This window comes from Ruegeria sp., assembly GCF_965221235.1.
Classification (GTDB): Bacteria; Pseudomonadota; Alphaproteobacteria; order Rhodobacterales; family Rhodobacteraceae; genus Ruegeria.
This window is the reverse complement of sequence record NZ_CBDCRS010000004.1, coordinates 78,831-104,073: the sequence shown is the minus strand read 5'-3', so window position 1 is coordinate 104,073 and position 25,243 is coordinate 78,831. Positions and strand designations below refer to the sequence as shown.

General features: G+C 58.8%; 25 protein-coding genes. 15 read left to right on the top strand and 10 right to left on the bottom strand.

The annotated features are described in order from the left end of the window. Positions 1-66 precede the first annotated feature (66 nt). The 6 genes from ACOQOY_RS03560 (at position 67) to ACOQOY_RS03535 (ending at position 6,824) form a co-directional block, all read left to right on the top strand. Complete coding sequence (locus tag ACOQOY_RS03560) at positions 67-1,035, top strand: XdhC family protein (protein WP_420584114.1); 969 nt, start codon at positions 67-69, stop codon at positions 1,033-1,035. Next, a complete protein-coding gene (locus tag ACOQOY_RS03555; RefSeq protein ID WP_420584113.1) occupies positions 1,032-2,030 on the top strand; it encodes a molybdopterin-binding protein in 999 nt (332 codons plus the stop codon). Before ACOQOY_RS03560 ends, ACOQOY_RS03555 begins: the two co-directional genes overlap by 4 nt. A 123-nt stretch (positions 2,031-2,153) precedes the next feature. Then, positions 2,154-2,911, top strand: a protein-coding gene (locus ACOQOY_RS03550; protein ID WP_420583776.1) for an IS5 family transposase whose coding sequence is annotated in 2 segments (ribosomal slippage) — positions 2,154-2,490 and positions 2,490-2,911 — 759 coding nt in all. Because the reading frame shifts where the segments join, the coding sequence is not laid out codon by codon here. A gap of 101 nt (positions 2,912-3,012) precedes the next feature. Next, positions 3,013-3,498 carry a (2Fe-2S)-binding protein gene (locus ACOQOY_RS03545; RefSeq protein WP_420584112.1) on the top strand — a complete coding sequence of 162 codons (486 nt, stop codon included), beginning with the start codon at positions 3,013-3,015 and terminating at the stop codon, positions 3,496-3,498. Positions 3,499-3,577: 79 nt separating this feature from the next. Then, positions 3,578-5,938: a xanthine dehydrogenase family protein molybdopterin-binding subunit gene (locus ACOQOY_RS03540; protein WP_420584111.1), complete on the top strand. Its 2,361-nt coding sequence runs from the start codon at positions 3,578-3,580 to the stop codon at positions 5,936-5,938. Between the two features lie 94 nt (positions 5,939-6,032). Next, on the top strand, positions 6,033-6,824 hold the full coding sequence (locus ACOQOY_RS03535; protein ID WP_420584110.1) for an FAD binding domain-containing protein: 792 nt from the start codon (positions 6,033-6,035) through the stop codon (positions 6,822-6,824). Between the two features lie 27 nt (positions 6,825-6,851). Here ACOQOY_RS03535 and ACOQOY_RS03530 read toward each other — a convergent pair whose 3' ends face one another. Then, the gene (locus ACOQOY_RS03530) at positions 6,852-7,718 is read right to left on the bottom strand and encodes a MurR/RpiR family transcriptional regulator (RefSeq protein WP_420584109.1); all 867 of its coding nucleotides are present in this window, start codon (positions 7,716-7,718) and stop codon (positions 6,852-6,854) included. A gap of 122 nt (positions 7,719-7,840) precedes the next feature. On the opposite strand from ACOQOY_RS03530, the gene ACOQOY_RS03525 reads away from it, so the two are divergent. Together ACOQOY_RS03525 and ACOQOY_RS03520 are read left to right on the top strand one after the other, a co-directional pair. Further along, positions 7,841-8,620 (top strand): 3-keto-5-aminohexanoate cleavage protein, encoded by a 780-nt coding sequence (locus ACOQOY_RS03525; RefSeq protein WP_420584108.1) that lies wholly within the window; start codon positions 7,841-7,843, stop codon positions 8,618-8,620. Continuing rightward, the gene (locus ACOQOY_RS03520; protein WP_420584107.1) at positions 8,617-9,933 is read left to right on the top strand and encodes an aspartate aminotransferase family protein; all 1,317 of its coding nucleotides are present in this window, start codon (positions 8,617-8,619) and stop codon (positions 9,931-9,933) included. The genes ACOQOY_RS03525 and ACOQOY_RS03520 overlap by 4 nt, the downstream gene beginning before the upstream one ends. A 70-nt stretch (positions 9,934-10,003) precedes the next feature. On the opposite strand, the gene infC is transcribed toward ACOQOY_RS03520, so the two are convergent. From infC to cobA, 7 genes are all read right to left on the bottom strand, one after another. After that, a complete protein-coding gene (gene infC, locus ACOQOY_RS03515) occupies positions 10,004-10,552 on the bottom strand; it encodes a translation initiation factor IF-3 (protein ID WP_420587202.1) in 549 nt (182 codons plus the stop codon). Between the two features lie 158 nt (positions 10,553-10,710). After that, positions 10,711-11,544: a ferredoxin--NADP reductase gene (locus tag ACOQOY_RS03510; RefSeq protein WP_420584106.1), complete on the bottom strand. Its 834-nt coding sequence runs from the start codon at positions 11,542-11,544 to the stop codon at positions 10,711-10,713. Positions 11,545-11,651: 107 nt separating this feature from the next. Next, a complete protein-coding gene (locus ACOQOY_RS03505) occupies positions 11,652-12,059 on the bottom strand; it encodes a DUF934 domain-containing protein (RefSeq protein WP_420584105.1) in 408 nt (135 codons plus the stop codon). Beyond that, positions 12,056-12,817 carry a phosphoadenylyl-sulfate reductase gene (locus ACOQOY_RS03500; RefSeq protein ID WP_420584104.1) on the bottom strand — a complete coding sequence of 254 codons (762 nt, stop codon included), beginning with the start codon at positions 12,815-12,817 and terminating at the stop codon, positions 12,056-12,058. The genes ACOQOY_RS03505 and ACOQOY_RS03500 overlap by 4 nt, the downstream gene beginning before the upstream one ends. Beyond that, positions 12,807-14,471, bottom strand: a complete 1,665-nt coding sequence (locus ACOQOY_RS03495; protein ID WP_420584103.1) for a nitrite/sulfite reductase — start codon at positions 14,469-14,471, stop codon at positions 12,807-12,809. Before ACOQOY_RS03495 ends, ACOQOY_RS03500 begins: the two co-directional genes overlap by 11 nt. A gap of 66 nt (positions 14,472-14,537) precedes the next feature. After that, positions 14,538-14,852, bottom strand: coding sequence for a DUF2849 domain-containing protein (locus tag ACOQOY_RS03490; protein ID WP_420584102.1), 315 nt, complete (start codon positions 14,850-14,852; stop codon positions 14,538-14,540). Further along, on the bottom strand, positions 14,852-15,628 hold the full coding sequence (gene cobA / locus ACOQOY_RS03485; protein WP_420584101.1) for a uroporphyrinogen-III C-methyltransferase: 777 nt from the start codon (positions 15,626-15,628) through the stop codon (positions 14,852-14,854). The genes ACOQOY_RS03490 and cobA overlap by 1 nt, the downstream gene beginning before the upstream one ends. A gap of 140 nt (positions 15,629-15,768) precedes the next feature. Here cobA and ACOQOY_RS03480 point away from each other — a divergent pair, with 140 nt between their 5' ends. After that, positions 15,769-16,248 carry an Lrp/AsnC family transcriptional regulator gene (locus ACOQOY_RS03480; RefSeq protein ID WP_420584100.1) on the top strand — a complete coding sequence of 160 codons (480 nt, stop codon included), beginning with the start codon at positions 15,769-15,771 and terminating at the stop codon, positions 16,246-16,248. Between the two features lie 6 nt (positions 16,249-16,254). Here the strand turns inward: ACOQOY_RS03480 and ACOQOY_RS03475 are convergent, their stop codons facing one another. Further along, positions 16,255-17,427, bottom strand: coding sequence for a cytochrome P450 (locus tag ACOQOY_RS03475; RefSeq protein ID WP_420587201.1), 1,173 nt, complete (start codon positions 17,425-17,427; stop codon positions 16,255-16,257). Positions 17,428-17,474: 47 nt separating this feature from the next. On the opposite strand from ACOQOY_RS03475, the gene ACOQOY_RS03470 reads away from it, so the two are divergent. The 6 genes from ACOQOY_RS03470 to ACOQOY_RS03445 all read left to right on the top strand — a co-directional run bounded on the left by ACOQOY_RS03470 (position 17,475) and on the right by ACOQOY_RS03445 (position 24,450). Further along, entirely contained in the window at positions 17,475-19,208 is a 1,734-nt protein-coding gene (locus ACOQOY_RS03470; protein WP_420584099.1) for a sensor histidine kinase, read from the top strand. Continuing rightward, the gene (locus tag ACOQOY_RS03465; protein ID WP_420584098.1) at positions 19,205-20,434 is read left to right on the top strand and encodes a sigma-54-dependent transcriptional regulator; all 1,230 of its coding nucleotides are present in this window, start codon (positions 19,205-19,207) and stop codon (positions 20,432-20,434) included. The genes ACOQOY_RS03470 and ACOQOY_RS03465 overlap by 4 nt, the downstream gene beginning before the upstream one ends. 370 nt (positions 20,435-20,804) lie before the next feature. Continuing rightward, positions 20,805-21,806 carry a DctP family TRAP transporter solute-binding subunit gene (locus ACOQOY_RS03460; protein ID WP_420584097.1) on the top strand — a complete coding sequence of 334 codons (1,002 nt, stop codon included), beginning with the start codon at positions 20,805-20,807 and terminating at the stop codon, positions 21,804-21,806. 116 nt (positions 21,807-21,922) lie between these two features. Then, the gene (locus tag ACOQOY_RS03455; protein WP_420584096.1) at positions 21,923-22,600 is read left to right on the top strand and encodes a TRAP transporter small permease; all 678 of its coding nucleotides are present in this window, start codon (positions 21,923-21,925) and stop codon (positions 22,598-22,600) included. Continuing rightward, positions 22,600-23,976, top strand: coding sequence for a TRAP transporter large permease (locus ACOQOY_RS03450; RefSeq protein ID WP_420584095.1), 1,377 nt, complete (start codon positions 22,600-22,602; stop codon positions 23,974-23,976). Before ACOQOY_RS03455 ends, ACOQOY_RS03450 begins: the two co-directional genes overlap by 1 nt. A gap of 162 nt (positions 23,977-24,138) precedes the next feature. Continuing rightward, on the top strand, positions 24,139-24,450 hold the full coding sequence (locus ACOQOY_RS03445) for a DMT family transporter (protein WP_420584094.1): 312 nt from the start codon (positions 24,139-24,141) through the stop codon (positions 24,448-24,450). A gap of 8 nt (positions 24,451-24,458) precedes the next feature. Here the strand turns inward: ACOQOY_RS03445 and tpiA are convergent, their stop codons facing one another. Further along, entirely contained in the window at positions 24,459-25,208 is a 750-nt protein-coding gene (tpiA, locus tag ACOQOY_RS03440) for a triose-phosphate isomerase (RefSeq protein ID WP_420584093.1), read from the bottom strand. Positions 25,209-25,243 lie beyond the last annotated feature (35 nt).

Sequence of the window (25,243 nt, the reverse complement as noted above, 5' to 3'; positions counted from 1 at the left end):
CGTACAGGTTCCTTTTCATCCCGCCAAACCTGCCTATGTTGGGTTGGAACACGCCCGGAGAATACCATGGACAGATTCGACAACAGCCCCGAAACGGCCCTGCGCTGGTATGGTGACGGCAGGCCCACGGCCTTGGCCACGGTTGTCGAGACCTGGGGCAGCGCACCCCGCCGTGTTGGGGCGCAGTTGGTCATCGGTGGTGACGGTCGGATCGAGGGTTCGGTCTCGGGCGGCTGCGTCGAGGGCGCTGTCGTTGTCGAAGCGCTGGAGGCGATCGACGAAGGCGAGGCGCGGTTGTTGGAATTTGGCGTCAGCGATGAAGACGCCTTTGCCGTGGGTCTGGCCTGCGGCGGCACAATCCGTGTGCTGGTTGAACCTGTAGGTTCCGTGCTGCCTGCACCTATGCTGCAAGAACTGGTTGCCGCGCGCGCGAACCGCGAGCCAGTCGCCTATGAAGTGAACGTTGAAACTGGCCACCGGGCCTTGCGCCGCAACGTCTACGCCGAGCGGCTGCGCATGGACCGCTCCGGGTTTGAGGAGGATGGCCAGACCTTTGTCGCGGTCCACAACCCTCCGCTGCGTTTGATCATCGTGGGCGCGGTCCATATCGCGCAGGCACTGGTGCCGATGGCACGGATCGCCGGATATGACCCGGCTATTGTTGACCCGCGTGAGGCGTTTGCCTCGAACGAGCGTTTCCCGGGCGAGACGATCCTGACCGACTGGCCGGACGAAGCGGTGGCCAAACTGGGTATGGATGCGCGTACAGCCGTTGTGCTGTTGACGCATGATCCCAAACTGGATGATCCGGCGTTACAGGCAGCCTTGCAGGCCGGGGTTTTCTACATCGGCGCGCTGGGATCGACGCGCACCCATGCCAAACGCGTGGCACGGATGAAAGAGGCGGGTTTCACCGACGATCAGATCGGACGCATCCATGGCCCTATCGGTCTGGATATTGGTGCCGCCGGACCGTCAGAAATTGCGGTGGCCATTCTGGCGCAAATGACGGCTGTATTGCGGGGCAAAGCGTGAAATTCGGCCCAGTTCCCGTAGATCAGGCCGCCGGAACCATTCTGGCGCATTCAGTGCAAGTGGGTGACCGAAAGCTGCGCAAAGGGATCACACTGACGGCTGAACATCAGGCGCAGCTGGCCTCAGCAGGGTACAGTTCCATAACAGTGGCTCGGTTAGAGCCGGGCGATTGCCACGAGGACAAAGCCGCTCAAATGCTGGCTGACGCACTGGTGCCTGATCCCGCCGCCGCCGCGTTGAGGGTGACGCAACCGGTGACCGGTCGCGTTAACTTGTTGGCGGATGGGCCGGGCGTAGCTGTTCTGGATGTCGCAGCGTTAGAGGCCTTTAATCAGGTCAACCCGATGATCACGGTCGCCACTGTGCCGCAATACCAGCAGATGAGCGCCGGCGGCATGGTCGCAACAATCAAAGTCATCTCTTACGCCGTTCCGGGCGGGGATGTTATGGAGGTCTCTCGTCTGGCGCAGAGGGCTGTGTGCTTGGCTGCGCCCGTCTATCGCAAGGCCGGACTTGTGGTGACCGATATCCCCGGCGGGCCGCCGAACGAAAAAGGCATCGCTGCAATTCGGGGCCGTGTCGAAGCCTTGGGCATGGAAATGCCTGACGTGCGGATTGTTCCCCATCAGACCGAAGCGCTTGCGAAAGCAGTTTCAGAAACGCAGGGCGATGTGGTGATGATTCTGACCGGTTCAGCCACGTCGGACGTGCAGGATGTTGCCCCCGAGGCCGTGCGCGCAGCAGGGGGGCAGGTGGACCGGTTCGGCATGCCGGTCGATCCGGGCAACCTTTTGTTTATCGGGTCGCTGGGGCAAAAACCGGTGATCGGCCTGCCGGGATGTGCGCGATCTCCGGCGCTGAACGGGGCGGACTGGGTTCTGTCTCGTGTCGCTTGCGGGATCAGTACAAGCGCGGCGGATATCGCCGGGATGGGCGTCGGGGGACTTCTCAAGGAAATTCCGACGCGACCGCAGCCAAGGGCATCCCGGAGATAATTTGCCTTTCTCCGTCAGCGCTATACCTATGAAGACTGCCCGCGTAAGGCGCTAGGGTCTGTTGACATTTGGGATTCACAATTTGTCTGAACTCTGATTCAAGTTTCCAAAATGGAGGTTTGAATGGACGAAAACCGTTTTGTGATTTCGGATGATCTTTGGGAGAAGATGGCGCTGCTCCTGCCCGGCAAGGCCGGTGACCCGGGGGCGACGGGTCAGGATAATCGACGGTTCATGGAAGCGGTACTTTGGCGCGTACGAACAGGCGCGCCATGGCGTGACCTACCCAAGGATTTCGGTAACTGGAATTCGGTTTTCAAACGCTTTCGTCGATGGGCCAAAGCCGGTGTGTTTGAGAGTCTTTTCAATGCTATAAGCAGAGAGCCCGACCTCGAATACGCTCTGATCGACGGAACAATTGTGCAAGTCCATCAGAAGGCGTCGGGCGCAAAAGGGGGACTCAGCATCAAGCCATCGGACGCTCTCGCGGCGGGCTGACGACCAAGATTGTGGCCCTGGTCGATGCGCTCGGCAACTTGTTCCGTTTTCTGCTTCTACCGGGGCAAGCACACGACATGAAAGGAGTTGCTCCCCTGATCCAGGATGTCTCCTTCGGAGCTTTGCTGGCCGACAAAGCCTTCGATTCTGATTGGCTTCTGAAAGACCTTGATGAGCGCGGCGCTACTGCTGTTATCCCGCCAAAATCGAACCGAAAAATGCTGAGAGACTACGATACCCACATGTACAAGTGGCGTCATCTGATTGAAAATTACTTCGCAAAGATCAAGGAATTCAGAGGTATAGCAACGCGATACGACAAGACCGACATCAGTTACGCTGCTAACTGGCACCTCTGCGCTATGCTCGTCGCCGCACGCTGATTGTCAACAGACCCTAGTAAATTCGCTAAATATTTTTGTTCTCAAACAAAAATTCCCGTGTTTAACTCGGGGCAGGGAGAATTTCATTTAGGGAGGAGCTAATGACACAGGTCTCAATGACCGTGAACGGAAAATCCGTGAGCGGTGATGTCGAAGGCCGGACTTTGCTGTCCAGCTTTCTGCGCGATCACCTGTCGCTGACCGGCACCCATGTGGGCTGCGACACCGCGCAATGCGGCGCGTGTGTGGTTCATGTTAACGGCGAGGCGGTCAAATCCTGCAACATGCTGGCGCTTGAGGCTGATGGAGCCGATGTGGGCACCATCGAAGGGCAGGCCAACGCCGACGGGTCGCTGAACGTGATCCAACAGGCGTTTCAGGATCACCACGGTCTGCAATGCGGCTTCTGTACTCCGGGCATGGTGATGAGCGCGGCAGCGCTGCTCAAGGACAACCCGCGCCCGACCGAGGCCGAAATCCGCAAGTACCTGGAAGGCAATCTGTGCCGCTGCACCGGATATCACAACATCGTCAAGGCGATCATGGCCGCATCCGGTCAGGACGTCAGCAGCATCGCTGCCGAATGATGCCACTGCGGGCGTGAGGAGGACGCCCGTGGGTTGAGACTGGATGCGCATGCATCCGTTTATGGGAGGAGAACAAGCAATGCCCAAAGACAGTGGCATCGGAGCCAGTTCCAAACGGCGCGAGGACGTGCGCTTTCTGACCGGAGCAGGCAACTATACCGACGACATCAACGTGCATGGCCAGGCCTATGTGCATTTCCTGCGGTCTGACATCGCGCATGGCCGGATCAAATCTGTAGACACCTCGGCAGCGGAAAACATGCCCGGCGTGGTCAGGGTTTTCACTGGTAAAGACTTTGAAGGCGTGGGCGGGATGCCCTGCGGCTGGGAGGTCACCGACAAGCACGGCGCGCCGATGCAAGAGCCGCCGCACCCGATATTGGCCCAAGGCAAGGTCCGCCACGTGGGTGACCCGATTGCTGCCGTGGTGGCCGACAGTCTGGAAAAAGCTCGTGACGCGGCTGAGGCGATTGACGTCGACATTGAGGTCCTTCCTGCCGTTCTGGACATGAAAGCTGCCGCGCAGGATGGCGCGACGCTGGTCCATGACGATCTGAAGAATAACATCTGCTATGACTGGCAGTTGGGTGAGGCCGATGACGCAAAGGTCAATGAAGTCTTTGCCAACGCGGCGCATGTGACCACTCTGGATCTGGTCAACAACCGACTGGTTGCCAATCCGATGGAACCTCGCGTGGCCGTGGCCGAGTATGCCCGTGCGACTGAAGAGTATACGCTATACACAACGTCGCAAAACCCGCACGTGATCCGCTTGCTGATGTGCGCCTTTGTTCTGGGCCTGCCCGAGCACAAGGTCCGCGTTGTCGCCCCGGATGTGGGCGGCGGATTTGGAACCAAAATCTTCCACTACGCCGAAGAGGCGTTCTGTACCTTTGCAGCCAAGGCCTGTGGCCGCCCGGTCAAGTGGTCGTCCAGCCGAACCGAGGCATTCATGTCCGATGCGCATGGTCGCGACCATGTCAGCACCATCGAACTGGCTTTGGATGCGGATAACAACTTTATCGGCCTTCGGACCAATACGTTTGCCAATCTGGGTGCGTATTTGTCGACCTTCTCCAGCTCGGTTCCGACCTGGCTGCATGGCACCCTGATGGCGGGCAACTACAAAACGCCGGTCATTCAGGTGAATGTGAAAGCTATGTTCACCAACACGGTGCCGGTGGATGCCTATCGCGGCGCGGGTCGTCCCGAGGCGACGTTCCAGCTAGAGCGCGTGGTTGACAAGGCTGCACGCGAACTGGGGGTCGATCCGATTGCGTTGCGGCGTCAGAACTTTGTTACTCAGTTCCCCTATGACACGCCGGTTGCACTGACCTATGACACCGGGGACTACAACGGGACGATGGACAAGCTTGAAGCCGCTGCCGATTTGTCGGGCTTTGCGGCACGTCGGTCTGCTAGCGAGGCCAACGGCAAGCTGCGTGGTCTGGGCATCAACTGTTATATCGAGGCTTGCGGGATTGCCCCGTCGAATATCGTTGGCATGCTGGGGGCTCGCGCGGGTCTCTATGATGCGGCGACGGTGCGTGTGAACGCCACCGGCTCGATCAGCGTCATGGTTGGCGCGCACAGCCACGGGCAGGGGCACGAGACCGCCTTTCCGCAGGTTGTGGCCGACATGATTGGCATCGACGAGTCGATGGTCGAGATTGTGCATGGCGATACGTCCAAGATCCCGTTTGGGATGGGGACCTATGGGTCTCGGTCTCTGGCGGTGTGTGGATCGGCCATGGTCAAAGCGACCGAGAAGGTGATCGAGAAGGCCAAGAAGATCGCAGCACACCTTCTGGAGGCGTCCGAGGCGGATATTGAGCTGAAGGACGGTCAGTTCAGCGTTGCAGGTACCGACAAGTCGGTGGCCTGGGGCGATGTGACCCTGACAGCTTATGTGCCGCACAACTACCCGCTGGAAGTGGAGCCGGGGCTGGAAGAGACCGCGTTCTATGACCCGGCCAATTTCACCTTCCCGGCGGGCGCTTATGCCTGTGAGGTCGAGGTTGACCCCGATACCGGTCAGGTCAGCATCGAAAAGTTCACGGCTGCGGATGACTTTGGCAACATCATCAACCCGATGATCGTCGATGGCCAGGTCCATGGCGGGATTGGTCAGGGCATCGGGCAGGCTCTGCTTGAGAACTGCGCCTATGACGAGAACGGTCAATTGCTGAGCGGGTCCTTCATGGATTACGCGATGCCGCGCGCCGATGATGTTCCGTTTTATGCTGTGGATCATTCCAGCCAGACGCCCTGTACGCACAATCCACTGGGTGTGAAAGGCTGCGGTGAGGCCGGGGCGATCGGGTCTCCGCCTGCGGTCGTCAACGCGGTGCTGGATGCGCTGAATTCGGGTGGTAAGTCGGTTGATCACATCGACATGCCGATGAGCCCGTCGCGCGTTTGGGCGGCAATGAACAGCTGAATGGAGAGGGCGGACTGGGGGCCAGCCCCCGGACCCCCGAGATATTTACAGCCAGATGAAGGGCGGATCCGCGCCTTTCGGAAAGGAAGACGAAATGTACAATTTCGAGTTCGAAAAACCCTCGACCATTGCCGATGCTGTGGCCGCGTTGGGCGCGGAAGATGCCCAGGCTTTGGGCGGAGGGCAGACACTGATCCCGACGTTAAAGCAGAGGTTGGCGGCGCCGTCGGCTCTGGTGTCGCTGAGCGGAATTGCCGAGATGAAGGGCGTGTGCGTCGAGGATGACGGCTCGGTGTCGATTGGTGGCGCGACGACACACGCTGCGGTGGCAGCTGAGGCCGCGGGCAGCTATCCGGCGCTGGCGGCTCTGGCCGGTCAGATCGGCGACCCGGCGGTACGTAATCGCGGGACGATTGGCGGGTCGATAGCCAACAATGATCCTGCGGCGTGCTATCCTGCGGGGGCGTTGGGCTCGGGTGCAACGATTGTCACAAACGCGCGCCACATTGCTGCGGATGATTTTTTCGAGGGTCTGTTTTCGACCGCTCTGGATGAGGGGGAGGTTATAACTTCGGTTCGGTTCCCGGTGCCGCAGGCTGCGAGTTATCAAAAGTTCCTGCAACCAGCGTCGCGCTTTGCACTGGTTGGAGTTTATGTGGCGCGGTTTGCAGATGGAGTGCGCGTTGCCGTGACCGGCGCAAGTGAAGACGGTGTTTTCCGTTGGTCCGAGGCGGAAGAAGCGCTGAACAAAGAGTTCAGGTCCGATGCGCTGATGGGTTTGAGTATAAACCCGGCCAATATGATCGGCGACCTGCATGGCAGCAAAGCCTACAGGGCGCATCTTGTCGGCGTCATGACAAAACGGGCTGTCGAAGCCTGTCAGTAGACTGAACCTGCAAAGCCTCGGGTGTGTTCATAAACGGCGCACTCGGGGCGGTTTGGAAGGTTGCCAATAGGCCCCCGTATCCTCGCGCGCTTTTTGGTAGGCATCGCTGCGATGCCGGGCGGCGTCTCCACCCGCGTCAAAGAGATGGCCCAGCAGGCATTCCAGTACTGCCATGGCACCGGTGAAGCAGGAAAACGGGTGCAATGCGCGGGTGCTGATGGTGAAAGCGATGTCAGGTTCGACACCGGGCGCGATCACGTCACTGTCCGAGATCAGGATCAGGCGCAGGCCCCGTTCTTTGGCAAAGCGCATTGATTGGATGGTGTCTGCGGAATAGGGCTGCACGGTTATTGCTATAAGGCAGTCCTGGCTGTTCGCTTCTAGCAGATCGTCGGTGGCCGAGCCGACATGGCGCGGTACCAGCTGGATCCCCGGATGCGCCATTCGCCCTGTATAGGAAAAGTAGTAAGCCAGTGCATAGCTGGCGCGGGTGGCCGTCACGAAACACCGTTTGGCCGACATGATGTGTTGGATCGCGTCACGGACATTCTCAGGCTTCATCAAACGCAACGACCTTGTGACCACGTTTTGTTCGTTTTGCGCCAGTTTTGCCTGTGCAGTGCTGAACGCATCCTGGGATTGCAGATTTGCCAACCAATCCTGCCCCAGATCATGTTCCCGATCTGTCACTAATGCTGAACGAAAAGGGGTGCGAAATGCTTCGAAACTATCAAAGCCCATGCGCTGAGCCAGCCGGACCAAAACGTTTGAGCTGACACCGATACGGCTTGCCGAAGTACGGATCGGATTAAGGCCAAAGTCGCCAGGGTGGTCGATAATATACTTGGCCGCAGCCTGAAGTGCCGGAGGCAATCCCGAGATATTCTGGCGCAAGCGGTCTGTGATTTGGTTTGGTGTATTCTCCATTACTGTAAAAAAACAAATGTTATGAAATTATCAAGTAAAAAACACATACGGGAAGATTAGATGAGGCAAGCTTAACCTGAGGAATGCGCATGTCAGATTCGCAATCGGAAACCATAGCCGCCGGGCGGCCTTATGTTCTTGCCGCTCCGAACGGGGCGCGGCGCGGTACTTTGGATCATCCTGAACTGCCTGTTTCACTGGATCAGATTGTCGATACCGCTCTGTCCTGTTTTCGGGCTGGGGCCGACGGGCTCCATTTGCATGTTCGCGATGCCGAAGGGCGGCACTCCTTAGACGCGGGTCGGTATCTGGAGACGCTGGCGGCCTTGCAGCAGGCAGTACCCTCATTGGAGCTGCAAATCACGACCGAGGCGGCGGGAGTATTTGACGTACCCGCTCAACTTACGTGTCTGGAACAGGTGCGACCCGATTGGGCCTCGGTCTCTGTGCGTGAGATCGCGCGGTCGCCCGAACTGGCTGCAAAGGTCTACGGCCTTTGTGCCGAGCAGGGAACGCGCGTTCAGCATATCCTCTATGATGCAGAAGACGCCGCATTGTTGAAGCAGTGGCAAATAGACGGCACTGTTCGGGACGAGCAAGTCGACCGGTTGCTGGTGCTGGGGCGATATTCCACGGGCCAGCAATCCGTGCCGCAGGATCTGGATCTGTTCCCGACAGACAAATCACCTTGGATGGTGTGTGCCTTTGGGTCGCGAGAACATGATTGCCTGGCGTATGCAGCCCATCTGGGCGGGGATGTCCGAGTCGGTTTTGAAAACAGTCTGACGGATGAAAACGGATCTGTCTGGAAGGATAATGCAGCGTCCGTGTCGGCGCTTGTTGCCAAATTGGAGGGGGCACTCAAATGAGCCACGTATTTCCGCGCCACACGAAGTCAGACCTGCCAGTCGCCGCAGGCGGAGATGAGTGTTACCTGATTGATGCGCAAGGCCGCCGGTATCTTGATTGCGGAGACGCGGCGGTGTCGTGTCTGGGGCATTCCAATCCAGCGGTGATCGAAGCCGTTCAAAAGCAGGTCGAGCAAATTGCCTTTGCCCACACCGGCTTTATGACATCAGAACCGGCCGAGGCGCTGGCGGATTTGCTGATCAAACATGCGCCGGGGGATCTGGACCGGGTCTATTTCGTCTCGGGTGGGTCCGAGGCGACCGAGGCCGCGATCAAGTTGGCGCGTCAGTACTTTCTTGAAATCGGACAGCCGGACCGGCGACACGTGATTGCACGGCGGCAAAGCTATCACGGCAATACTCTGGGCGCATTGTCCGCTGGCGGGAACGCGTGGCGGCGGGAGCAATTCGCACCGATGCTGATCGACATGACTCATATCGCGCCGTGCTATGAATATGCCGAAAAGCCGGATGGTGAGAGCAGCTATGATTACGGTCAGCTCGTTGCCAATGAGTTGGAGGCAGAGATACTCACGCTCGGTCCCGAAACCGTAATGGCCTTTATTGCCGAGCCGGTTGTGGGGGCAACTCTGGGCGCAGTTCCAGCGGTCGAGGGGTATTTCAAGCGTATCCGCGAAATCTGTGACCGGTATGGCGTTTTGCTGATCCTGGATGAGGTGATGTGCGGCATGGGGCGGACGGGACATCTGTTTGCTTGCGACCATGACGGCGTGGCCCCGGATATTCTGTGTATAGCCAAAGGGTTGGGGGCCGGATATCAGCCGATCGGTGCCATGCTGTGTACGGGGCAGATATATGATGCGATCCGTGACGGGTCGGGTTTCTTCCAGCATGGTCACACCTACATCGGGCATCCCGTGGCAACGGCGGCGGCCTTGGCCGTTGTCCGTGAACTGACTAGTCGAGACCTTCCTGCACGCGCAGGAGTGATGGGCGACAAGCTGCAATCAGCGCTTGAAGCCGCATTGGGCCAGCACCCTAATGTCGGGGATATTCGGGGCCGGGGCTTGTTCCGGGGCATTGAACTAGTCTCGGATCGGGATACCAAGACGCCGTTCGATCCTGCGCTTGGCGTGGCGGGCAAGATCAAAAAGGCCGCTTTGGCCGAAGGTCTGATCTGTTACCCCATGTCAGGTACGCGCGACGGTCGGTTAGGCGATCACATTCTTCTGGCGCCGCCGTTCATCATTGAAGATGCGCAGATTGATGAACTGGTCGAGAAACTTGGCAAGGCGATCTCGTCGGTAATCTGATCGGGCCAACCGCAAAAGAAAAAGCCTCCTCAAAACTGAGGAGGCTTTATCGTTCCAGTTTGTAGGAACCTTATTTCTGCGGCAGAGGTCCGATCATCATGATCATCTGACGACCTTCCATCTTGGGCATGTTCTCGACCTTGCCCAGTTCCTTGATGTCCTCGGCCACACGTTCCAGCAGCTCACGACCCAGATTCTGGTGCGCCATTTCACGGCCACGGAAGCGCAGGGTGACTTTGACCTTGTCGCCCTTTTCCAGAAACTTGAAGACGTTCTTCATCTTGACGTCATAGTCATGGGTGTCGGTGTTGGGCCGGAACTTGACCTCTTTCACCTCGATGACTTTTTGTTTCTTACGGGCTTCGCTCTCGCGTTTTTGCTGTTCGTATTTGAACTTGCCGAAGTCCATGATCTTGCAGACCGGAGGGTTCGCGTTGGGCGAAATCTCGACGAGGTCAAGGCCGGCATCTGCGGCGAGTTGCATGGCTTTGGCGGGATGAACCACCCCGACGTTTTCACCTTCAGCGCCAATCAGGCGAATTTCGGGGGCACGGATCTTTTCATTGACGCGCGGTCCGGTGTCTCTCTGTGGCGGCGCGTTGTGGGGTCTGCGAGCTATGGGTTCATTCCTTTGATGATTGCAGAATTTCGAGCCCGGAATTTAGACCGGGCAGGGCAGCGTTTCAAGCGGCTTAAATGCTTAAAGGTGCGAATTACCCGCGAAATAACGCGGGAATCGGCTGGCCGGGTCAGGAAAGGCCCGGCCAACCCAGTCGATCAGCCGACAAAAGCCTTTTCGATCACGAATTCCTTGGGTTCAGAGTTTGCACCTTCGCGCAGGTTGAACTCTTCCAGGATGGCTTTGATGTCTAGGTTAAAGGCCAGCGACCCACAGACCATGGCGCGGTCGGTTTCCGGTTTGATGCCGCCTTCGATGCCCAGATCGGCAAACACGGTTCCGTCTTTCAGCAGGTCGGTGATGCGGCCCATCTTAGGGCTCTCTTCCCGCGTGGTGGTCGGGTAATAGCGGATCTTGTCGGCAAAGCCTTCACCCATCAGCTCGGCCAGCATTTCATCCTTACGGATGCTTTCAATCAGCTGACGGCCGTATTCCAGCTCTGCCACTTCGCGGCAGGTGTGGGTAATGATGACCTCATCGTAGTCCTCATAGGTCTGCGGCTCGCGCAGCAGAGACGCAAACGGCGCAAAGCCGGTGCCGGTTGCGAAGAACCACAGGCGTTTGCCGGGCAGCAGGGCGTCATGGACCAGCGTGCCGACGGGCTTGGGCCGCAGGATGATCTGGTCGCCCGGTTTGATGTGCTGAAGCTTTGAGGTCAGCGGGCCGTCCTGCACCTTGATCGAGTAAAACTCCAGGTCTTCGTCCCAAGAGGGCGAGGCGATCGAATAGGCGCGCAGCAACGGTTTGCCGTTGTCGCCCAGCAGGCCGATCATCACGAACTCGCCCGAGCGGAAGCGCAGTGAAGCAGGGCGCGACACTTTGAACGAGAACAGGCTGTCGGTCCAATGCTTCACATCGGTCACGGTCTGAGCGTCCGGCAGGACAGGGGCCTTCACGGCGGTTGCTTCGGTCACGGGCTTCATCTCTGTCATGGTTTCACTGTCGGTCAGCGTGACCGGCATCTCCGTTTAAACATTGTTACAAGGCAAGAAAAGGGGACAGTTTGCCCCCGTTTCTTCACAAGCTGGCGATGGCGGGCTTAGCCGCGCAGGCGAGCCTGGTAGCTGTGGTCTTTCCAGTTGGCGCGGGCCAACCACTGGTCTTCGGGCTGACGGGTGGCCAGCGCATCGTCGATTTCAACTTCGTCAAAACCGCTGCGGCGCGCCATGGCATATTGGTCGGCCAGCACGTGACCCTTGGCGCGCAGACGGCCGGTATAGCCTTTCAGGCGCAGAATCCGGGCGATTGTGAAACCTCGCCCATCTGCCGAAGACGGAAAGTCCACGCGCACCATTTGCGCGTTGCCCAGACGGTCAACCAACTCATCCGGGTCTGTGTCCGAGGCTACATCCAGCGCGACCACATCATTTGCCGCGTCTTCCAGCGTGACAAATCCGTCGGTCCAGTCGTCGGGGGCGAACCCCTCATCCGATACGATTACGTTCATGTTTTCTCTCCGGCGGGCACCATCTTGCCATCGACAAAATGGATGCCGCATTCTTCCTTGTTCTGGTCGCGCCAACGTCCGGCGCGGGGGTCTTCGCCCTCTTTGACCGGCGAGGTGCATGGCGCACAACCGATCGAAGGGTATCCTTTGGCCACCAGCGGGTGCCGGGGCAGGTTGTTTTCTTCCATATAGGCGCGCACATCTTCGGGCGCCCAGTGGGCCAGCGGGTTGACCTTGATCCGTCCTGTGCCGTCTTCGACCTCGAAGAAGTCGAGCGCCGCGCGGGTCCCCGACTGAAACCGTTTGCGCCCGGTGATCCAGCCGCAATAGCCCGTCAGGGCCTTTTGCAGCGGGAAGGTCTTGCGCAGGTTACAGCACGCATCCGTGTCCCGCAGGCGCAACGCGCCATAGGGGTCATCGCGCTGAATATCCTCATCATCCGCGTGGATGATATGGACGTTGCGCAGCCCAAGGCGTTCGCTGACCTCCTGCTGGTATTCCAGCGTTTCGGTAAACAGCATCTGAGTGTCCACGAAAAGCACCGGGGTCATCTTGTCGACCACCGCTGCCATATGCAGCAACACAACCGATTCCGCGCCAAAGCTGGATACAAGAGCCAACTTGTCGATTTCTTCAATGGCGCCGTGCATGACGTCATGCGCACTGTGGTGGCGGAACTGGGCGTTCAGCGCCTCGACCTTTTCGGTCAGTGCGCTGCGGTCTTTGCCCAGTTCCGTCTGGATCAGGTCAAGCGGCATTCGCCTGAGCCTCGGGGTAGAGTGCAGCCTTGAACGGAGCCATACCGACACGGCGGTAAGTTTCCAGGAAGGTCTCTTCTGCGCTCTCCCGCTGGTTCAGATAGGTGTCGACGATGCGCTCCACAGCCGGAACGATCTCATCATAGGCAAAGCCCGGACCGGTGCGATCGCCAATGGCCGCGTTCTCGGTGCCGTCGCCACCCAGAGTGATCTGGTAGTTCTCGACGCCTGCACGATCCAGACCCAGAATGCCGATATGGCCCACGTGGTGGTGACCACATGCGTTGATGCAGCCCGAGATCTTGATCTTCAGGTGGCCAATATCATGCTCAAGCTTCAGCTCGTCGAAACGAGTCGCGATTTCCTGCGCCACCGGGATCGAGCGGGCGGTCGCCAACGCGCAGTAGTCCATGCCGGGGCAGGCGATGATGTCGCTGATCAGGCCGATATTGGCGGTGGCGAGTTCGTACTCTTTCAGCTTCGCGTGGATCGCGGGCAGGTCTGATTTGTGGACATGCGGCAGGATCACGTTCTGCTCATGGCTGATGCGCAGCTCGTCATAGGCGAACTCTTCGGCCAGATCGGCCATCACGCGCATCTGCTCGGCAGTCGCATCACCCGGCGTTGCGCCGTGCTTCTTGATTGAGATCGTGACAATCGCGTGGTCCGCGTTCTTGTGCGGCGCGATGTTGGTGTCGACCCACGAGCGGAAGACCGGATCATTGGTATAGGCGCTTTCGAACGACGCAACTGACCCTTCACGGAAGGCGGGGGCAGCAAAGTGACCCTTGATCTCTTCAAGCAGGTTCATGTCGGCACCCTTGAACTGCGGGCGGACCTGCAGGAAGCGCTCGTTGACCTTGGCGCGGATGGTGTCGATGCCGTTTTCGTGTACGGTGATCTTGATACGCGCCTTGTACTTGTTGTCGCGGCGGCCGATCTGGTTCCAGACGGAAACGGTGGCTTCCAGATAGGCCAGCAGGTCGTCAAAGGCGACGAACTCGGACAGCTCTTTGCCGATCATGGGGGTGCGGCCCAGACCGCCACCGACGATGACGCGGGCACCCAGAACGCCGTCACGCTCGACCAGTTGCAGGCCGATGTCATGTGCCTTGATCACGGCGCGGTCGTTTTCGGATCCGGTGATGGCAATCTTGAACTTACGCGGCATGAACTGGAATTCCGGGTGGTCGGTCGACCACTGGCGCAGCAGTTCTGCATAGGGGCGCGGGTCAGCGATCTCATCCGCGGCAGCACCGGCGAAATGGTCGGCGGTCACGTTGCGAATGGTGTTGCCCGAGGTCTGGATGGCGTGCATGCCGACCTCGGCCAGCGCGTCCAGCATATCCGGCACGTCTTTCAGTTTCGGCCAGTTGTATTGGATGTTCTGACGGGTGGTGAAATGGCCATAGCCTTTGTCCCACTTCTCGGCCAGCAGAGCCAGTTGGCGCATCTGCGCGCTGGACAGCGTGCCATAAGGGATTGCGACGCGCAGCATGTAGGCGTGCAGTTGCAGATAGAGGCCGTTCATCAGGCGCAGTGGTTTGAACTCATCTTCGGTGAGCGAGCCGTCAATACGACGCTCGACCTGAGCGCGGAACTGCTTGTTGCGCTCTTCCAGGAATGCTGTGTCGAACTCGGAGTAGCGATACATGTCTAGCTGTCCTTAGTTGCAGCCCCGAAACCTTGGGGCCTTTATGGGGAGAGAGAGGGCCGGAAGTCAGGCCCGGGGCTGCGTTTCTGTTTCCTGCTTGCCATGGGCATAGTTCGAGGGTCCGGTGCGGCGGAACTCCTCACGGAAATGGGTGGGTTCGGGGCCGTTGTCGCCTGCGACCGCATCGGCCAAATAGGCACCGACGATCTGGTCGACCTGGCGCGACGCATCCAGCAGGCGAACCTGCGCGTGCGCCTCATCGGTGATCAACTCGGCGTCAGACAGCTCACGCGACCAGCGGTCATCTGCGGTCAGGTAGATTACGTCGCCTTCCAACAGGTCGTTGGCAGTGACGACTTTGGGAGTAAAAGCGCGGGCCATCAGGCGTGCTCCTTCTTGAATTCGGTCAGGGCCTTGGCCGCTTGGCGCGGGGCGAGGCCGCAAAAGGTCAGGGTGGGGCCGTCCATTTCGGCGGCGTTCAGATCGTTGGGCAGCTGGTCCAGATTGGTGGCCAGAATGCGCTGATCGGGGCGCGAGGCGTTTTCGACCAGAGTCACCGGTGTGTCGCGGTCGGCACCGTGCATGATCAGGCGGCCCTGAATGAAACGGGCGGATTTTTTGCCCATATAGATCGCGGCCACCGAACCGGGACGCGCCAGAGCGTTCCAGTCGTGATCAGCAAAGCCCTTCATATCGTGGCCGGTCAGGAAACGGACCGAAGAGTTGCGGCCGCGGCGGGTCAGGCTTTGACCAATCCCCGCAACAGCAGCGGACGCCGCTGTGATGCCGGGTACGATCTGCCATGTGATGCCCGCAGCCTCGACCGCTTCGATCTCTTCATCCAGACGGCCAAATACGGTTGGGTCGCCAGATTTCAGGCGTACGACGCGCTGACCTTTCAGGGCGTATTCAACCAGCAGGGCGTCAATGTCTTCCTGTTTCCAGGAAGGACCAAAACCCGCCTTGCCAACATCAACCAGAGTAGCGGTCTTGCCGGCCGATTCTAGAACCTCAGCGCTGATCAGGCGGTCATGCAGAACGACGTCAGCCCGCTCAAAGGCGTTCAGCGCCTTGAGCGTCAGCAATTCCGGATCGCCCGGACCCGCGCCGACAAAGTCGACATGTCCTGTGCCATCATATGAATGCGTAAGCTGCATGGTTCGTTCCGTTGGTTTGACTTGACCTGCAATATAGGAAATATTCCCGGTATTGCGCCATATGGGCGCATAAATAAGAACATTCGTTCCGTCAATGGCCTCATCTGGGACGAGAGTTTCGAATCGAAGGGAAAATTGGAATGTCGGTGCGGATTGATGACACAGACCGGAAAATTCTGGTCGAGCTACAGCGCGACGCCAGCCAATCGCTGGACGAAATAGCAGCCCGTGTCGGCAGTTCCAAGACCCCGGTTTGGAATCGTATCCGCAAGCTGAAAGGGGCCGGTGTCATTGGTCAGCAGACCGTTTTGCTGGACGCAGAGGCACTGGGGTTCGAGGCCACGTTTTTCGTGCTGATCCGCACCTCGGAACATGAGGCGGAATGGCAGCGCAAGTTCCTCAAAGCCCTGCGGGATCGGCCAGAAGTGCAAGAGGCGCACAGGCTGGCCGGGGACATCGACTATATCCTCAAGGTTCGGGTAAAAAACGCGCGTGCGTATGATGAATTCTATCAGACCCTGATTTCTGAGGTGCGCGTCCACAACGTGACCGCGCTGCTGTCGATGGAAGAGATCAAGTCCACCACGATGCTGCCCCTAAATGCACTCATCGACGGCTAAAGGGCCTCAGACCTGAACCATCAGGCGCGTCAGGCCGTGAAAATGATATGTGTCCGAGTACTCAGGTTCGGCGCTCAGACGCAGGTGCGGGCAACGGTTGAACAGAGCCTTTAGCGCAATGCGCATCTCTAACCGGGCCAGCGGAGCGCCGACGCAGAAATGAATGCCACCGCCGAAACTGGTGTTTGTGACGATCGGGCGGGTTGGGTCAAAGTGGTTGGGGTCGCTCCAGACTTCGGGGTCTCGGTTCGCGGCACCCAGCAGCAGCGCAACTTCGTCGCCGCGCTTGAAGCTGTGGCCGAACAAGTCAACATCTTCGTAGGCGTAGCGCGTGAACATATGCAGGGGCGGGTCATAACGCAGGATTTCTTCGATCAGACCGTCCAGTTCGAAAGACATTGGATCAAGTCCCTGTTGCAATATGGTTTTTACACCGTTCCCCAGCGAGTGAACCGTGGCCTCATGCCCGGCATTCAGCAACAGAATGCAAATCGCGATAAGTTCTTCGTGTGAGAGTTTGTCGCCGTCCTCCTCTGCGGAGATCAGGCGGGTGATCAGATCGTCGCGCGGGTCAGTGCGGCGTTGCTCGATATACGCGCTGAGGAACGCGGTAAAGTCCCGCGCGGCGGTCTCTGCTGCGTCCTCGGTCTGTCGCGTTCGGCCTGCTTGATACATCGCGACCATTGCGTGCGACCAATGCAACAAATCGGGTGAGACTTCTTCAGGGACGCCCAGAAGGCGGCAGATTGTGATTACCGGAACCTGAGTGCAATAGGCGTCCAGCAGATCAAATGGCCCTTTGGGAAAGCGGTCGATCAACTGATGGCTGAGGTCGTGAATGGACGGTTCCAACGCTGCAATCGCGCGTGACGTGAAGGCCCGCATGACAAGCGCCCGAATGCGCGTGTGCCGGGGCGCCTCGGTTTCCAGCAAAGAGTTTTCTTCGGTGACCAACCATGCCGCAAGATGCGCGGGTCCGGGGCGTTTCAATTCGGCAGGCGTTTCGCGGCCAAAGCGACGGTCTTTCAGCAGAGCTTGAACAGCCCCGTGCGAAACCGCAGCGACCATGTTGTAGTCTTCCCAATACACAAGATCCCCATGCGCGCGGGCCTTGTCATAAAAGGGATAGGGGTTTTGCACGAAACCCGGTTCGACCGGGGATTGGATCACTGACTTCATGCGCGGCAGACTTGCCATGCGGCGCGCCGAATGCAAGACCCTATGTTATGCACAGAGTTTGGGTGATCCTTGGTTTTCTGTTTGCCGTCGGGCTGTTGTCGTCCGCGGTGTGGTCTTACGGCTATCGGCAGGCGCTGTCGCAACTCAGCGAAAAGGCTGAGGCCGATCTTGAGCTGGCCGCCGACCGGCTTAGCACGCAGATGCAGGTGTATCAGGAACTGGCCGTTCTGATGGCCAACCACCCCGCCTTTGATGCGCTTGAAACCCCTCAGGAGCGTCAGGCCGCGCAGAGAATGTTGTTGGACGTCACTGACAAGACGGCGGCGGTCAATATGATGTATCTGGACCGCAGGGGGCAAGTTCTGGTTTCGGCGCAGTCTGTTACGGATCCCAGCATGGCCGATCATCCGGCCTTTCAACGGGCGATGCATGGCGCGTTGGGGAACTCTCATGGCGTAGCGCCTGTCAGCGGTGCGCGCATCTATTCCTATGTAGCGCCAACCTTTGGCCCGTCGGGACGCATCAAAGGGGCGCTGATGGTGGTGGCAGACGTGCAGGACGTGGAACAAACCTGGCGCGGCAGTACCGAGGCGGTATTTTTTGTCGACGCGGATGGAGTGGTTTTTATCTCGAACCGGTCCGACCTGTTGTTCTGGCAACGCGAGGAAGGGCAGAGCGGGCTGACGCCTCCGGGTGGGGAAAAGGTCGATTTCCGGTCGACCCGTGTTGGTCCGCACGAGCTTTGGACCTTGAACTGGGGCCGTTACCTACCTGGACGTGCGCTGCACCTGATGCTTGAACTGCCGGTGATTGACATGACAGCCGAGGTGCTGGTGGACGTCGCTCCGGCCCGCAGGCTGGCCGGATTGCAGGCCGCGACGGTCGCTGCGATCTGTCTGGCCTTCGGGGCGTTGCTATTTCTTGCCACAGAGCGCAGGCGCACCCTGGCCGAGGCGAATGCGATTCTGGAAAGCCGCGTTGCGCAGCGAACCCGTGACCTGACGACCGCTAATACCGCCCTTCGGCGCGAGGTGCGCGAGCGGCAAGAGGCAGAAACTGCGCTGAAACATGCGCAGGAAGAGTTGATTCAGGCTGGAAAACTCAGCGCGCTGGGGCAAATGTCGGCGGGGATCAGTCACGAGCTAAACCAGCCCCTGATGGCGATCAGGCAATTTGCCGACAATGGCGCGGCGTTTCTATCGCGTGGACGCGAGGAGAAAGCTGGTGAGAACCTGACACGCATTTCTGACATGGCCGCCAGAATGGCTCGGATCATCAAAAACCTGCGCGCCTTTGCCCGCAATGAAAGTGAGCCGATGGGCAAGGTTGATCTGGTGCAGGTCATCGAAACCGCCGTGGAACTGACCGAGGCGCGGTTGCGTGCGGATCATGTGCAGCTGGAATGGGTGCCGCCCGACGCGCCGGTCTTTGCGTGGGGCGGAGAAGTCAGGCTGGTGCAGGTCTTTGTTAATCTGATCAACAATGCGGCTGACGCAATGAGCCAGCAGGACGACAAGCTGATCGCTATTGCCATCGAAGCCGGAGAGCGGCTGGCCGTCACCATTCGGGATACAGGGCCGGGCATTGAGAATACCGAAAAATTGTTTGAGCCGTTCTATACCACCAAGGCAGTTGGCTCGTCCGAGGGAATGGGGCTCGGCTTGTCGATCTCGTATGGTCTTGTGCAAAGTTTCGGTGGCAATATCCGCGGAGCCAACGCAGAGGCTGGTGCGATATTTACAGTCGAACTTGAACGCTATCGGGAACACGAGGTCGCATGACACGCAAAGTGCTATTGGTGGATGACGACGCTGCGGTGCGCGAAGCCTTGGCGCAGACGCTGGAATTGGCCGACTATCAGCCGGTCACGGCAGGGTCGTTTGTGGCTGCCAAAGATCATATCCACGCCAATTTTCCGGGTGTCATCGTGTCGGATATTCGGATGCCCGGCCGGGACGGGTTCCACCTTTTAACCTATGCGCATGAGGTAGACCCCGATCTGCCGGTCATCCTTCTGACCGGTGAGGGGGATATCCCTATGGCTGTGCGTGCAATGGGGCAGGGCGCGTTCGATTTTCTTGAAAAGCCATGTGCCGCCGCCGATCTGCTTGAGGTTCTGGGCAAGGCATTTGCCACTCGTGCACAGGTTTTGGAACAGCGTGCCCTGAAGCATGAGCTGGAGCGGGGCGATCCCGCGGCGCGGCTGTTGTTTGGCCATTCAGCCCAGGCTGAGGCGTTGCGGGAAAGGGTTCGAACCGTCGCGCCCACCGGGGCTGAGGTTCTGGTCACAGGACCTGCGGGCAGCGGGATTTCTAAGGTGGCTGAAGTTGTCCACCTGATGTCTCCGAACGGGCAGGGGCCGTTTGTGAAAAGACCCGCATCGGGTCTGACTCCAGAGGAACTGGCTTTGGTTTGCGAAGATGCCGCCGGAGGATCATTGTTTCTGGACGAGATCTCGGCGATGCCCGAAGCCACGCAATATGCGGCACTTGAGTTGCTGGAACGCGGCGTGGGCGCGCGGATTCTGGCGGGGACGACTGCTGATCTGGCTGCGTTGTCCGCCGACGGCCGCTTTCATGCGGACCTGTTCTATCGGCTGGATGTCATGCGTGTGCGCATTCCAGCTCTGGCTGAGCGGCCCGAGGATATTCCGGTGATCTTTCGTCACTATGTGGCGCAGGCGGCCGAGCAGACAGGAATTGCAGCGCCCGAGGTGTCATCCGAGCATCTGGCATCGCTGATGGCCAGTGACTGGCCGGGCAACGCGCGGTCTTTGATGTCTGCGGCCATGCGCTTTGTTCTGGGCATGCCCGAAGAGGTCACACAGGCAACCGATCTGGGGCTGAGCGAACAAATGGCCCGGGTTGAGCGATCCTTGCTGATTGCCGCTTTGGGGCGGCATAACGGTAAGGCCTCGGACGCGGCCAAGGCGCTGAAACTGCCGCGCAAGACCTTCTATGACAAACTGGCGCGTTATCAGATTCGGCCCGAGGATTATCGCAGATAGCCCCAAATTCTCCCGCCCCCTTTTACCGCATTATCATGCGTTTAAAGGCGTTGGGCCGAGCAGCCCGCTGGTGCGGGCTGTGGTTGGCGCAGGTGGCGAGGGAGTGATTCTGCGGGCCTGATTCGGGAAAAGTGCGGAAATCCGCACAGCGGGGGAAATGCGTGTGCGGATTTCCGCACAGCGCGTTTACTGGTGCACAGAGCTCATCTTTGCAGAACCTATTAACATATTGTATTTTAAACTAAAAATGCAACTTCTGCGAAATTTCAACAAATGATTGAGCCAATTGCCGTGATTCGGTTCACTCCCCGCATGCGGCACTGACCGAGTGCCATGGGGAAGTAAAATAAAGTCTGGGAGGACAGCACCAATGAAATTTCTGACAACGGCAGCAACAGCGCTGGCAATGACCGTGACCGCGGGCGCAGCTATGGCTGCTTGTGATGACGGTGAGATTGTCGTCAAGTTTGCGCACGTGACCAACACTGACAAACACCCTAAAGGCATCGCCGCCTCGTTGCTGGAGCAGCGCGTCAATGACGAGATGCAGGGCGTGATGTGCATGGAGGTTTATCCGAACTCGACGCTTTACAATGACGACAAGGTGCTCGAGGCGATGTTGCAAGGCGACGTCCAACTGGCCGCTCCGTCGCTGTCGAAGTTCGAGAAGTTCACCAAGCAGTTCCGTCTGTTCGACCTACCGTTCATGTTCAAGAACATTGACGCTGTGGACGCGTTCCAAGCCTCGGCTGATGGTCAGGCAATGAAGGACAGCATGCAGCGTCGTGGCCTGCAAGGATTGGCTTTCTGGCACAATGGTATGAAGCAGATGTCGGCCAACAAGCCTCTGGTTGATCCGTCGGATGCGGATGGTCTGAAGTTCCGCGTTCAGTCCTCGGATGTGCTGGTGGCGCAGATGGAAGCCATCGGTGGAAGCCCGCAGAAAATGGCGTTCTCGGAAGTCTACGGCGCTCTGCAACAGGGCGTTGTGGACGGGCAGGAGAACACCTGGTCGAACATCTACGGCAAGAAGTTCTTTGAGGTGCAGGACGGAATCACCGAGACCAACCACGGCATCATCGACTATCTGGTTGTGACCTCTGTGGACTGGCTGGACAGCCTTGACCCGGAAGTCCGCGATCAGTTCCTGACAATCCTCAGCGAAGTGACCGAGACCCGGAACAAAGAAGCCTTTGCGGTGAACGAAGCGGCCAAAGCCTCGATCACCGACGCGGGCGGCATCATTCGCGAGCTGAACCCAGAACAGCGCCAGGCCTGGGTCGATGCGATGAAGCCCGTTTGGGACCAGTTCTCTGACGACGTGGGTCAGGACAAGATCGACGCCGCACAGGCCATCAACGCCGGGTTCTAAACTCGGATCAGGCCGCGCGTCAGGGACTGGGGAGTTATCGACGCGCTGGCCGGGCGGGCCCAAAACAGAGGCCCGCCCGCTATCACTCTCATCACAAAAAATGCGGGGACAGAGAGATGTCTGGTGCGAACTCCGGCCCGGCTGGGCTGGTCGACCATATCGAAGAAACCCTGATCGCGTTGCTGCTGGGCCTGATGACGGCCGTAACTTTTGCCAACGTGATCGCGCGGTTCTTTTTTAATTCCAACATTCTATGGGCGCTTGAGCTGACAGTGTTCATGTTCGGCTGGCTGGTGCTGCTGGGCGCATCTTACGCAGTCAAGAAGCACGCGCATCTTGGGGTCGACGCGATCCTGAACATGCTAGCCCCGGCGCCGCGTCGGATACTGGCGCTGATTTCGGTGGCCTGCTGTCTGGTGTTCTCGCTGCTGTTGCTGAAAGGGTCTTACGACTATTGGGCCGTGTTCGCGGACCTGCCGCCCACGTCGGGTCGCTGGTTCCCGACCGGGTTCAATTTCGATGCGCGCAGCCAGAGTTTCTACGAAGTCGACGACATTCCAATGGTGGCCCCGCTGCGGTTCCTCGAGGACCTGATCAATTACGGCGAATACTACGAGAAACTGCCAAAAGTTGTTCCGTATTTCGTCCTGCCACTGTCGATGTTGCTGCTTGTGATCCGCTTTGCACAGGTCGCCGTTCAGATCTGGCGCGGTGAAACCGACCGTCTTGTCGCCAGCCATGAGGTTGAAGACGAGATCGAAGAAGTTCGCGCTCAGCAAGGGGAGCATAACTGATGGACGTTGTACTTCTCTTCTCGATGGTTATCGGCCTGCTGCTGATCGGGGTTCCGATTGCGGTGGCTCTGGGTCTCAGCTCGACCTTGTTCCTGCTGATCTATTCCGACAGTTCGCTGGCCTCGGTCGCGGGGACGCTGTTTGAGGCGTTCGAAGGGCACTTTACCCTGCTGGCGATCCCGTTCTTCATTCTGGCCTCGTCCTTCATGACCACGGGCGGCGTGGCGCGGCGGATCATCCGGTTCTCGATTGCCTGCGTGGGGCATTTGCCCGGCGGTCTGGCGATTGCGGGCGTCTTTGCTTGTATGCTGTTTGCGGCGCTGTCCGGGTCGTCTCCGGCGACCGTTGTGGCTATCGGTTCCATCGTCATCGCCGGAATGCGGCAGGTTGGGTATTCCAAGGAATTCGCCGCTGGTGTGATCTGTAACGCCGGTACGCTGGGTATCCTTATCCCACCGTCGATTGTGATGGTTGTTTATGCCGCAGCCGTTGAGGTGTCGGTCGGGCGTATGTTCCTTGCCGGTGTCATTCCGGGCCTGATGGCCGGTCTGATGCTGATGGTGACGATCTACGTCATGGCGAAGGTCAAGAACCTGCCCAAAGGTGACTGGAAAGGCTGGGGAGAGATATTCGTCTCGGCCCGCGAAGCCGGTTGGGGCCTGTTCCTGATCGTCATCATTCTGGGCGGTATCTATGGCGGCATCTTCACGCCGACCGAGGCTGCCGCGGTGGCGGCTGTCTATGCCTTCTTCATCGCCAGCTTTGTCTACAAGGATATGGGGCCACTCAGCACCGAGGAGGGCTCGCAGAACCTGCCGCTGTTGAAAAAGCCCTATGCGCTGGTCACGGCCTTCTTCCACCCGGATACCAAGCACACGCTGTTTGAGGCTGGCAAACTGACCGTTACGCTTCTGTTCGTTATCGCCAACGCGTTGATCCTGAAACACGTGCTGACCGATGAGCAGGTACCGCAACATATCGCCAGCGCCATGCTGTCGGCGGGTCTCGGGCCGGTGACTTTCCTGATCGTGGTCAACGTCATCCTGCTAATCGGCGGTCAGTTCATGGAGCCTTCGGGTCTGCTGGTCATTGTCGCACCGCTGGTTTTCCCGATTGCGATAGAGCTGGGCATCGACCCGATCCATCTTGGCATCATCATGGTCGTGAACATGGAGATCGGAATGATTACACCTCCGGTTGGCCTGAACTTGTTCGTGACTTCGGGCGTGGCCGGGATGCCGATGATGGGCGTGGTCAAGGCGGCTCTGCCGTTCCTGGCTGTGCTGTTCGTCTTCCTGATTATGGTGACGTATATCCCTTGGATATCGACCTTCTTGCCCAACACCTTTATGGGGCCAGAGATCATTACGAATTAGCGAGGGTAAACCTTGTTTCAGGCCGGGCAGCGCAATCTGCCCGGCCTTTTTCTTTGCCGGTCACTTGAAGAACCGCTTCGCGTTCCCACATCGAGGGCAGAGGACGACCTCACCACAACGGGTGATCATTCGGGACGACCCGAACGGATACGAGGTTTTCTGATGTCCTGGATATTTCTGTTGTTCGCCGGCTTGCTTGAAATCGTGTGGGCCGTGGCGATGAAGCAATCAGCAGGGTTCACACGGCTTTGGCCGACTGCCATCATGGGTGTGTCCATGATCGGGTCGTTTGGCCTGTTGGCCATGGCGATGCGCACACTGCCGTTGGGTACGGCCTATGTGATCTGGACCGGAATCGGCGCCGTTGGGGCGTTTCTGGTCGGCATCATGCTGTTGGGCGAATCCGTCAACGCCATGCGTATCATCGCGGCGGTATTGATCGTGACCGGGCTGGTAACAATGAAACTGGCCTGAGCGTTCGCTCAGACCTTTTGCAGCGCCTCGATAATCCCCGAGAAATCCTGCGCCTTTAGGCTGGCCCCACCGACCAACGCGCCGTCGACATTTGAAACGGCAAAGATATCAGCGGCATTGTCCGGTTTGACCGACCCACCATAAAGCAACCGCACCGACCGGCCGACGCCTTCGCCAAAACGCCGCTCAAGCCGGGCGCGGATAAAGTCGTGGACCTCTCCGATTTCATCCAAAGTGGGAACCTTGCCGGTGCCAATAGCCCAGATCGGCTCGTAGGCGACGATCAGGTTCTCGCCGGTTGACTGATCCGGGATCGAGCCCGACAACTGACCGCCGATGATGTCCAGCGTGTTGGCGGCCTCGCGCTGTTCCAGGCTTTCACCGACACAGATAATGGCCTTCAGACCAGCATCCATCGCAACGCGGGCTTTGGCACGGACGTCATCGTTCTGCTCACCGTGATCCTCGCGGCGCTCGGAATGGCCGAGGATGACCGAGTTGGCCCCGGTATCGATCAGCATATCCGCGCTGATATCACCAGTATGCGCGCCCGAAGTTGCTGCGTGGCAATTCTGCCCGCCAACGGCGATGTCAGAGGTGCTGAGGGTTTCGGCAGCGCGATGCAGCAACGTGGCCGGAGGGCAGATCAATACGTCTACAGTCGGAGAGGGGAAAGCGCGTGCCAGAGCCTCAAGCTCAGTCAGTGCTGCCGTGGTCCCGTTCATCTTCCAATTGCCAGCCGCCAGCTTGCGCCGCATGTCCCGACCTCCCTGTTTTTCATAGTTGTCGGCAC

Bases quoted from the DNA above. Each gene is read 5' to 3' on its own strand.
- ACOQOY_RS03470 (WP_420584099.1), top strand. From the start codon at position 17,475: ATGCACAGAGTTTGGGTGATCCTTGGTTTTCTGTTTGCCGTCGGGCTG.
- ACOQOY_RS03520 (WP_420584107.1), top strand. From the start codon at position 8,617: ATGAGCCACGTATTTCCGCGCCACACGAAGTCAGACCTGCCAGTCGCC.
- ACOQOY_RS03500 (WP_420584104.1), bottom strand. From the start codon at position 12,817: ATGCCGCTTGACCTGATCCAGACGGAACTGGGCAAAGACCGCAGCGCA.
- ACOQOY_RS03445 (WP_420584094.1), top strand. From the start codon at position 24,139: ATGTCCTGGATATTTCTGTTGTTCGCCGGCTTGCTTGAAATCGTGTGG.
- ACOQOY_RS03490 (WP_420584102.1), bottom strand. From the start codon at position 14,852: ATGGCCCGCGCTTTTACTCCCAAAGTCGTCACTGCCAACGACCTGTTG.
- ACOQOY_RS03560 (WP_420584114.1), top strand. From the start codon at position 67: ATGGACAGATTCGACAACAGCCCCGAAACGGCCCTGCGCTGGTATGGT.
- ACOQOY_RS03540 (WP_420584111.1), top strand. From the start codon at position 3,578: ATGCCCAAAGACAGTGGCATCGGAGCCAGTTCCAAACGGCGCGAGGAC.
- ACOQOY_RS03455 (WP_420584096.1), top strand. From the start codon at position 21,923: ATGTCTGGTGCGAACTCCGGCCCGGCTGGGCTGGTCGACCATATCGAA.
- ACOQOY_RS03510 (WP_420584106.1), bottom strand. From the start codon at position 11,544: ATGACAGAGATGAAGCCCGTGACCGAAGCAACCGCCGTGAAGGCCCCT.
- ACOQOY_RS03535 (WP_420584110.1), top strand. From the start codon at position 6,033: ATGTACAATTTCGAGTTCGAAAAACCCTCGACCATTGCCGATGCTGTG.
- ACOQOY_RS03480 (WP_420584100.1), top strand. From the start codon at position 15,769: ATGTCGGTGCGGATTGATGACACAGACCGGAAAATTCTGGTCGAGCTA.
- cobA (WP_420584101.1), bottom strand. From the start codon at position 15,628: ATGCAGCTTACGCATTCATATGATGGCACAGGACATGTCGACTTTGTC.
- ACOQOY_RS03475 (WP_420587201.1), bottom strand. From the start codon at position 17,427: ATGAAGTCAGTGATCCAATCCCCGGTCGAACCGGGTTTCGTGCAAAAC.
- tpiA (WP_420584093.1), bottom strand. From the start codon at position 25,208: ATGCGGCGCAAGCTGGCGGCTGGCAATTGGAAGATGAACGGGACCACG.
- ACOQOY_RS03525 (WP_420584108.1), top strand. From the start codon at position 7,841: ATGTCAGATTCGCAATCGGAAACCATAGCCGCCGGGCGGCCTTATGTT.
- ACOQOY_RS03545 (WP_420584112.1), top strand. From the start codon at position 3,013: ATGACACAGGTCTCAATGACCGTGAACGGAAAATCCGTGAGCGGTGAT.
- ACOQOY_RS03505 (WP_420584105.1), bottom strand. From the start codon at position 12,059: ATGAACGTAATCGTATCGGATGAGGGGTTCGCCCCCGACGACTGGACC.
- ACOQOY_RS03460 (WP_420584097.1), top strand. From the start codon at position 20,805: ATGAAATTTCTGACAACGGCAGCAACAGCGCTGGCAATGACCGTGACC.
- ACOQOY_RS03465 (WP_420584098.1), top strand. From the start codon at position 19,205: ATGACACGCAAAGTGCTATTGGTGGATGACGACGCTGCGGTGCGCGAA.
- ACOQOY_RS03495 (WP_420584103.1), bottom strand. From the start codon at position 14,471: ATGTATCGCTACTCCGAGTTCGACACAGCATTCCTGGAAGAGCGCAAC.
- ACOQOY_RS03450 (WP_420584095.1), top strand. From the start codon at position 22,600: ATGGACGTTGTACTTCTCTTCTCGATGGTTATCGGCCTGCTGCTGATC.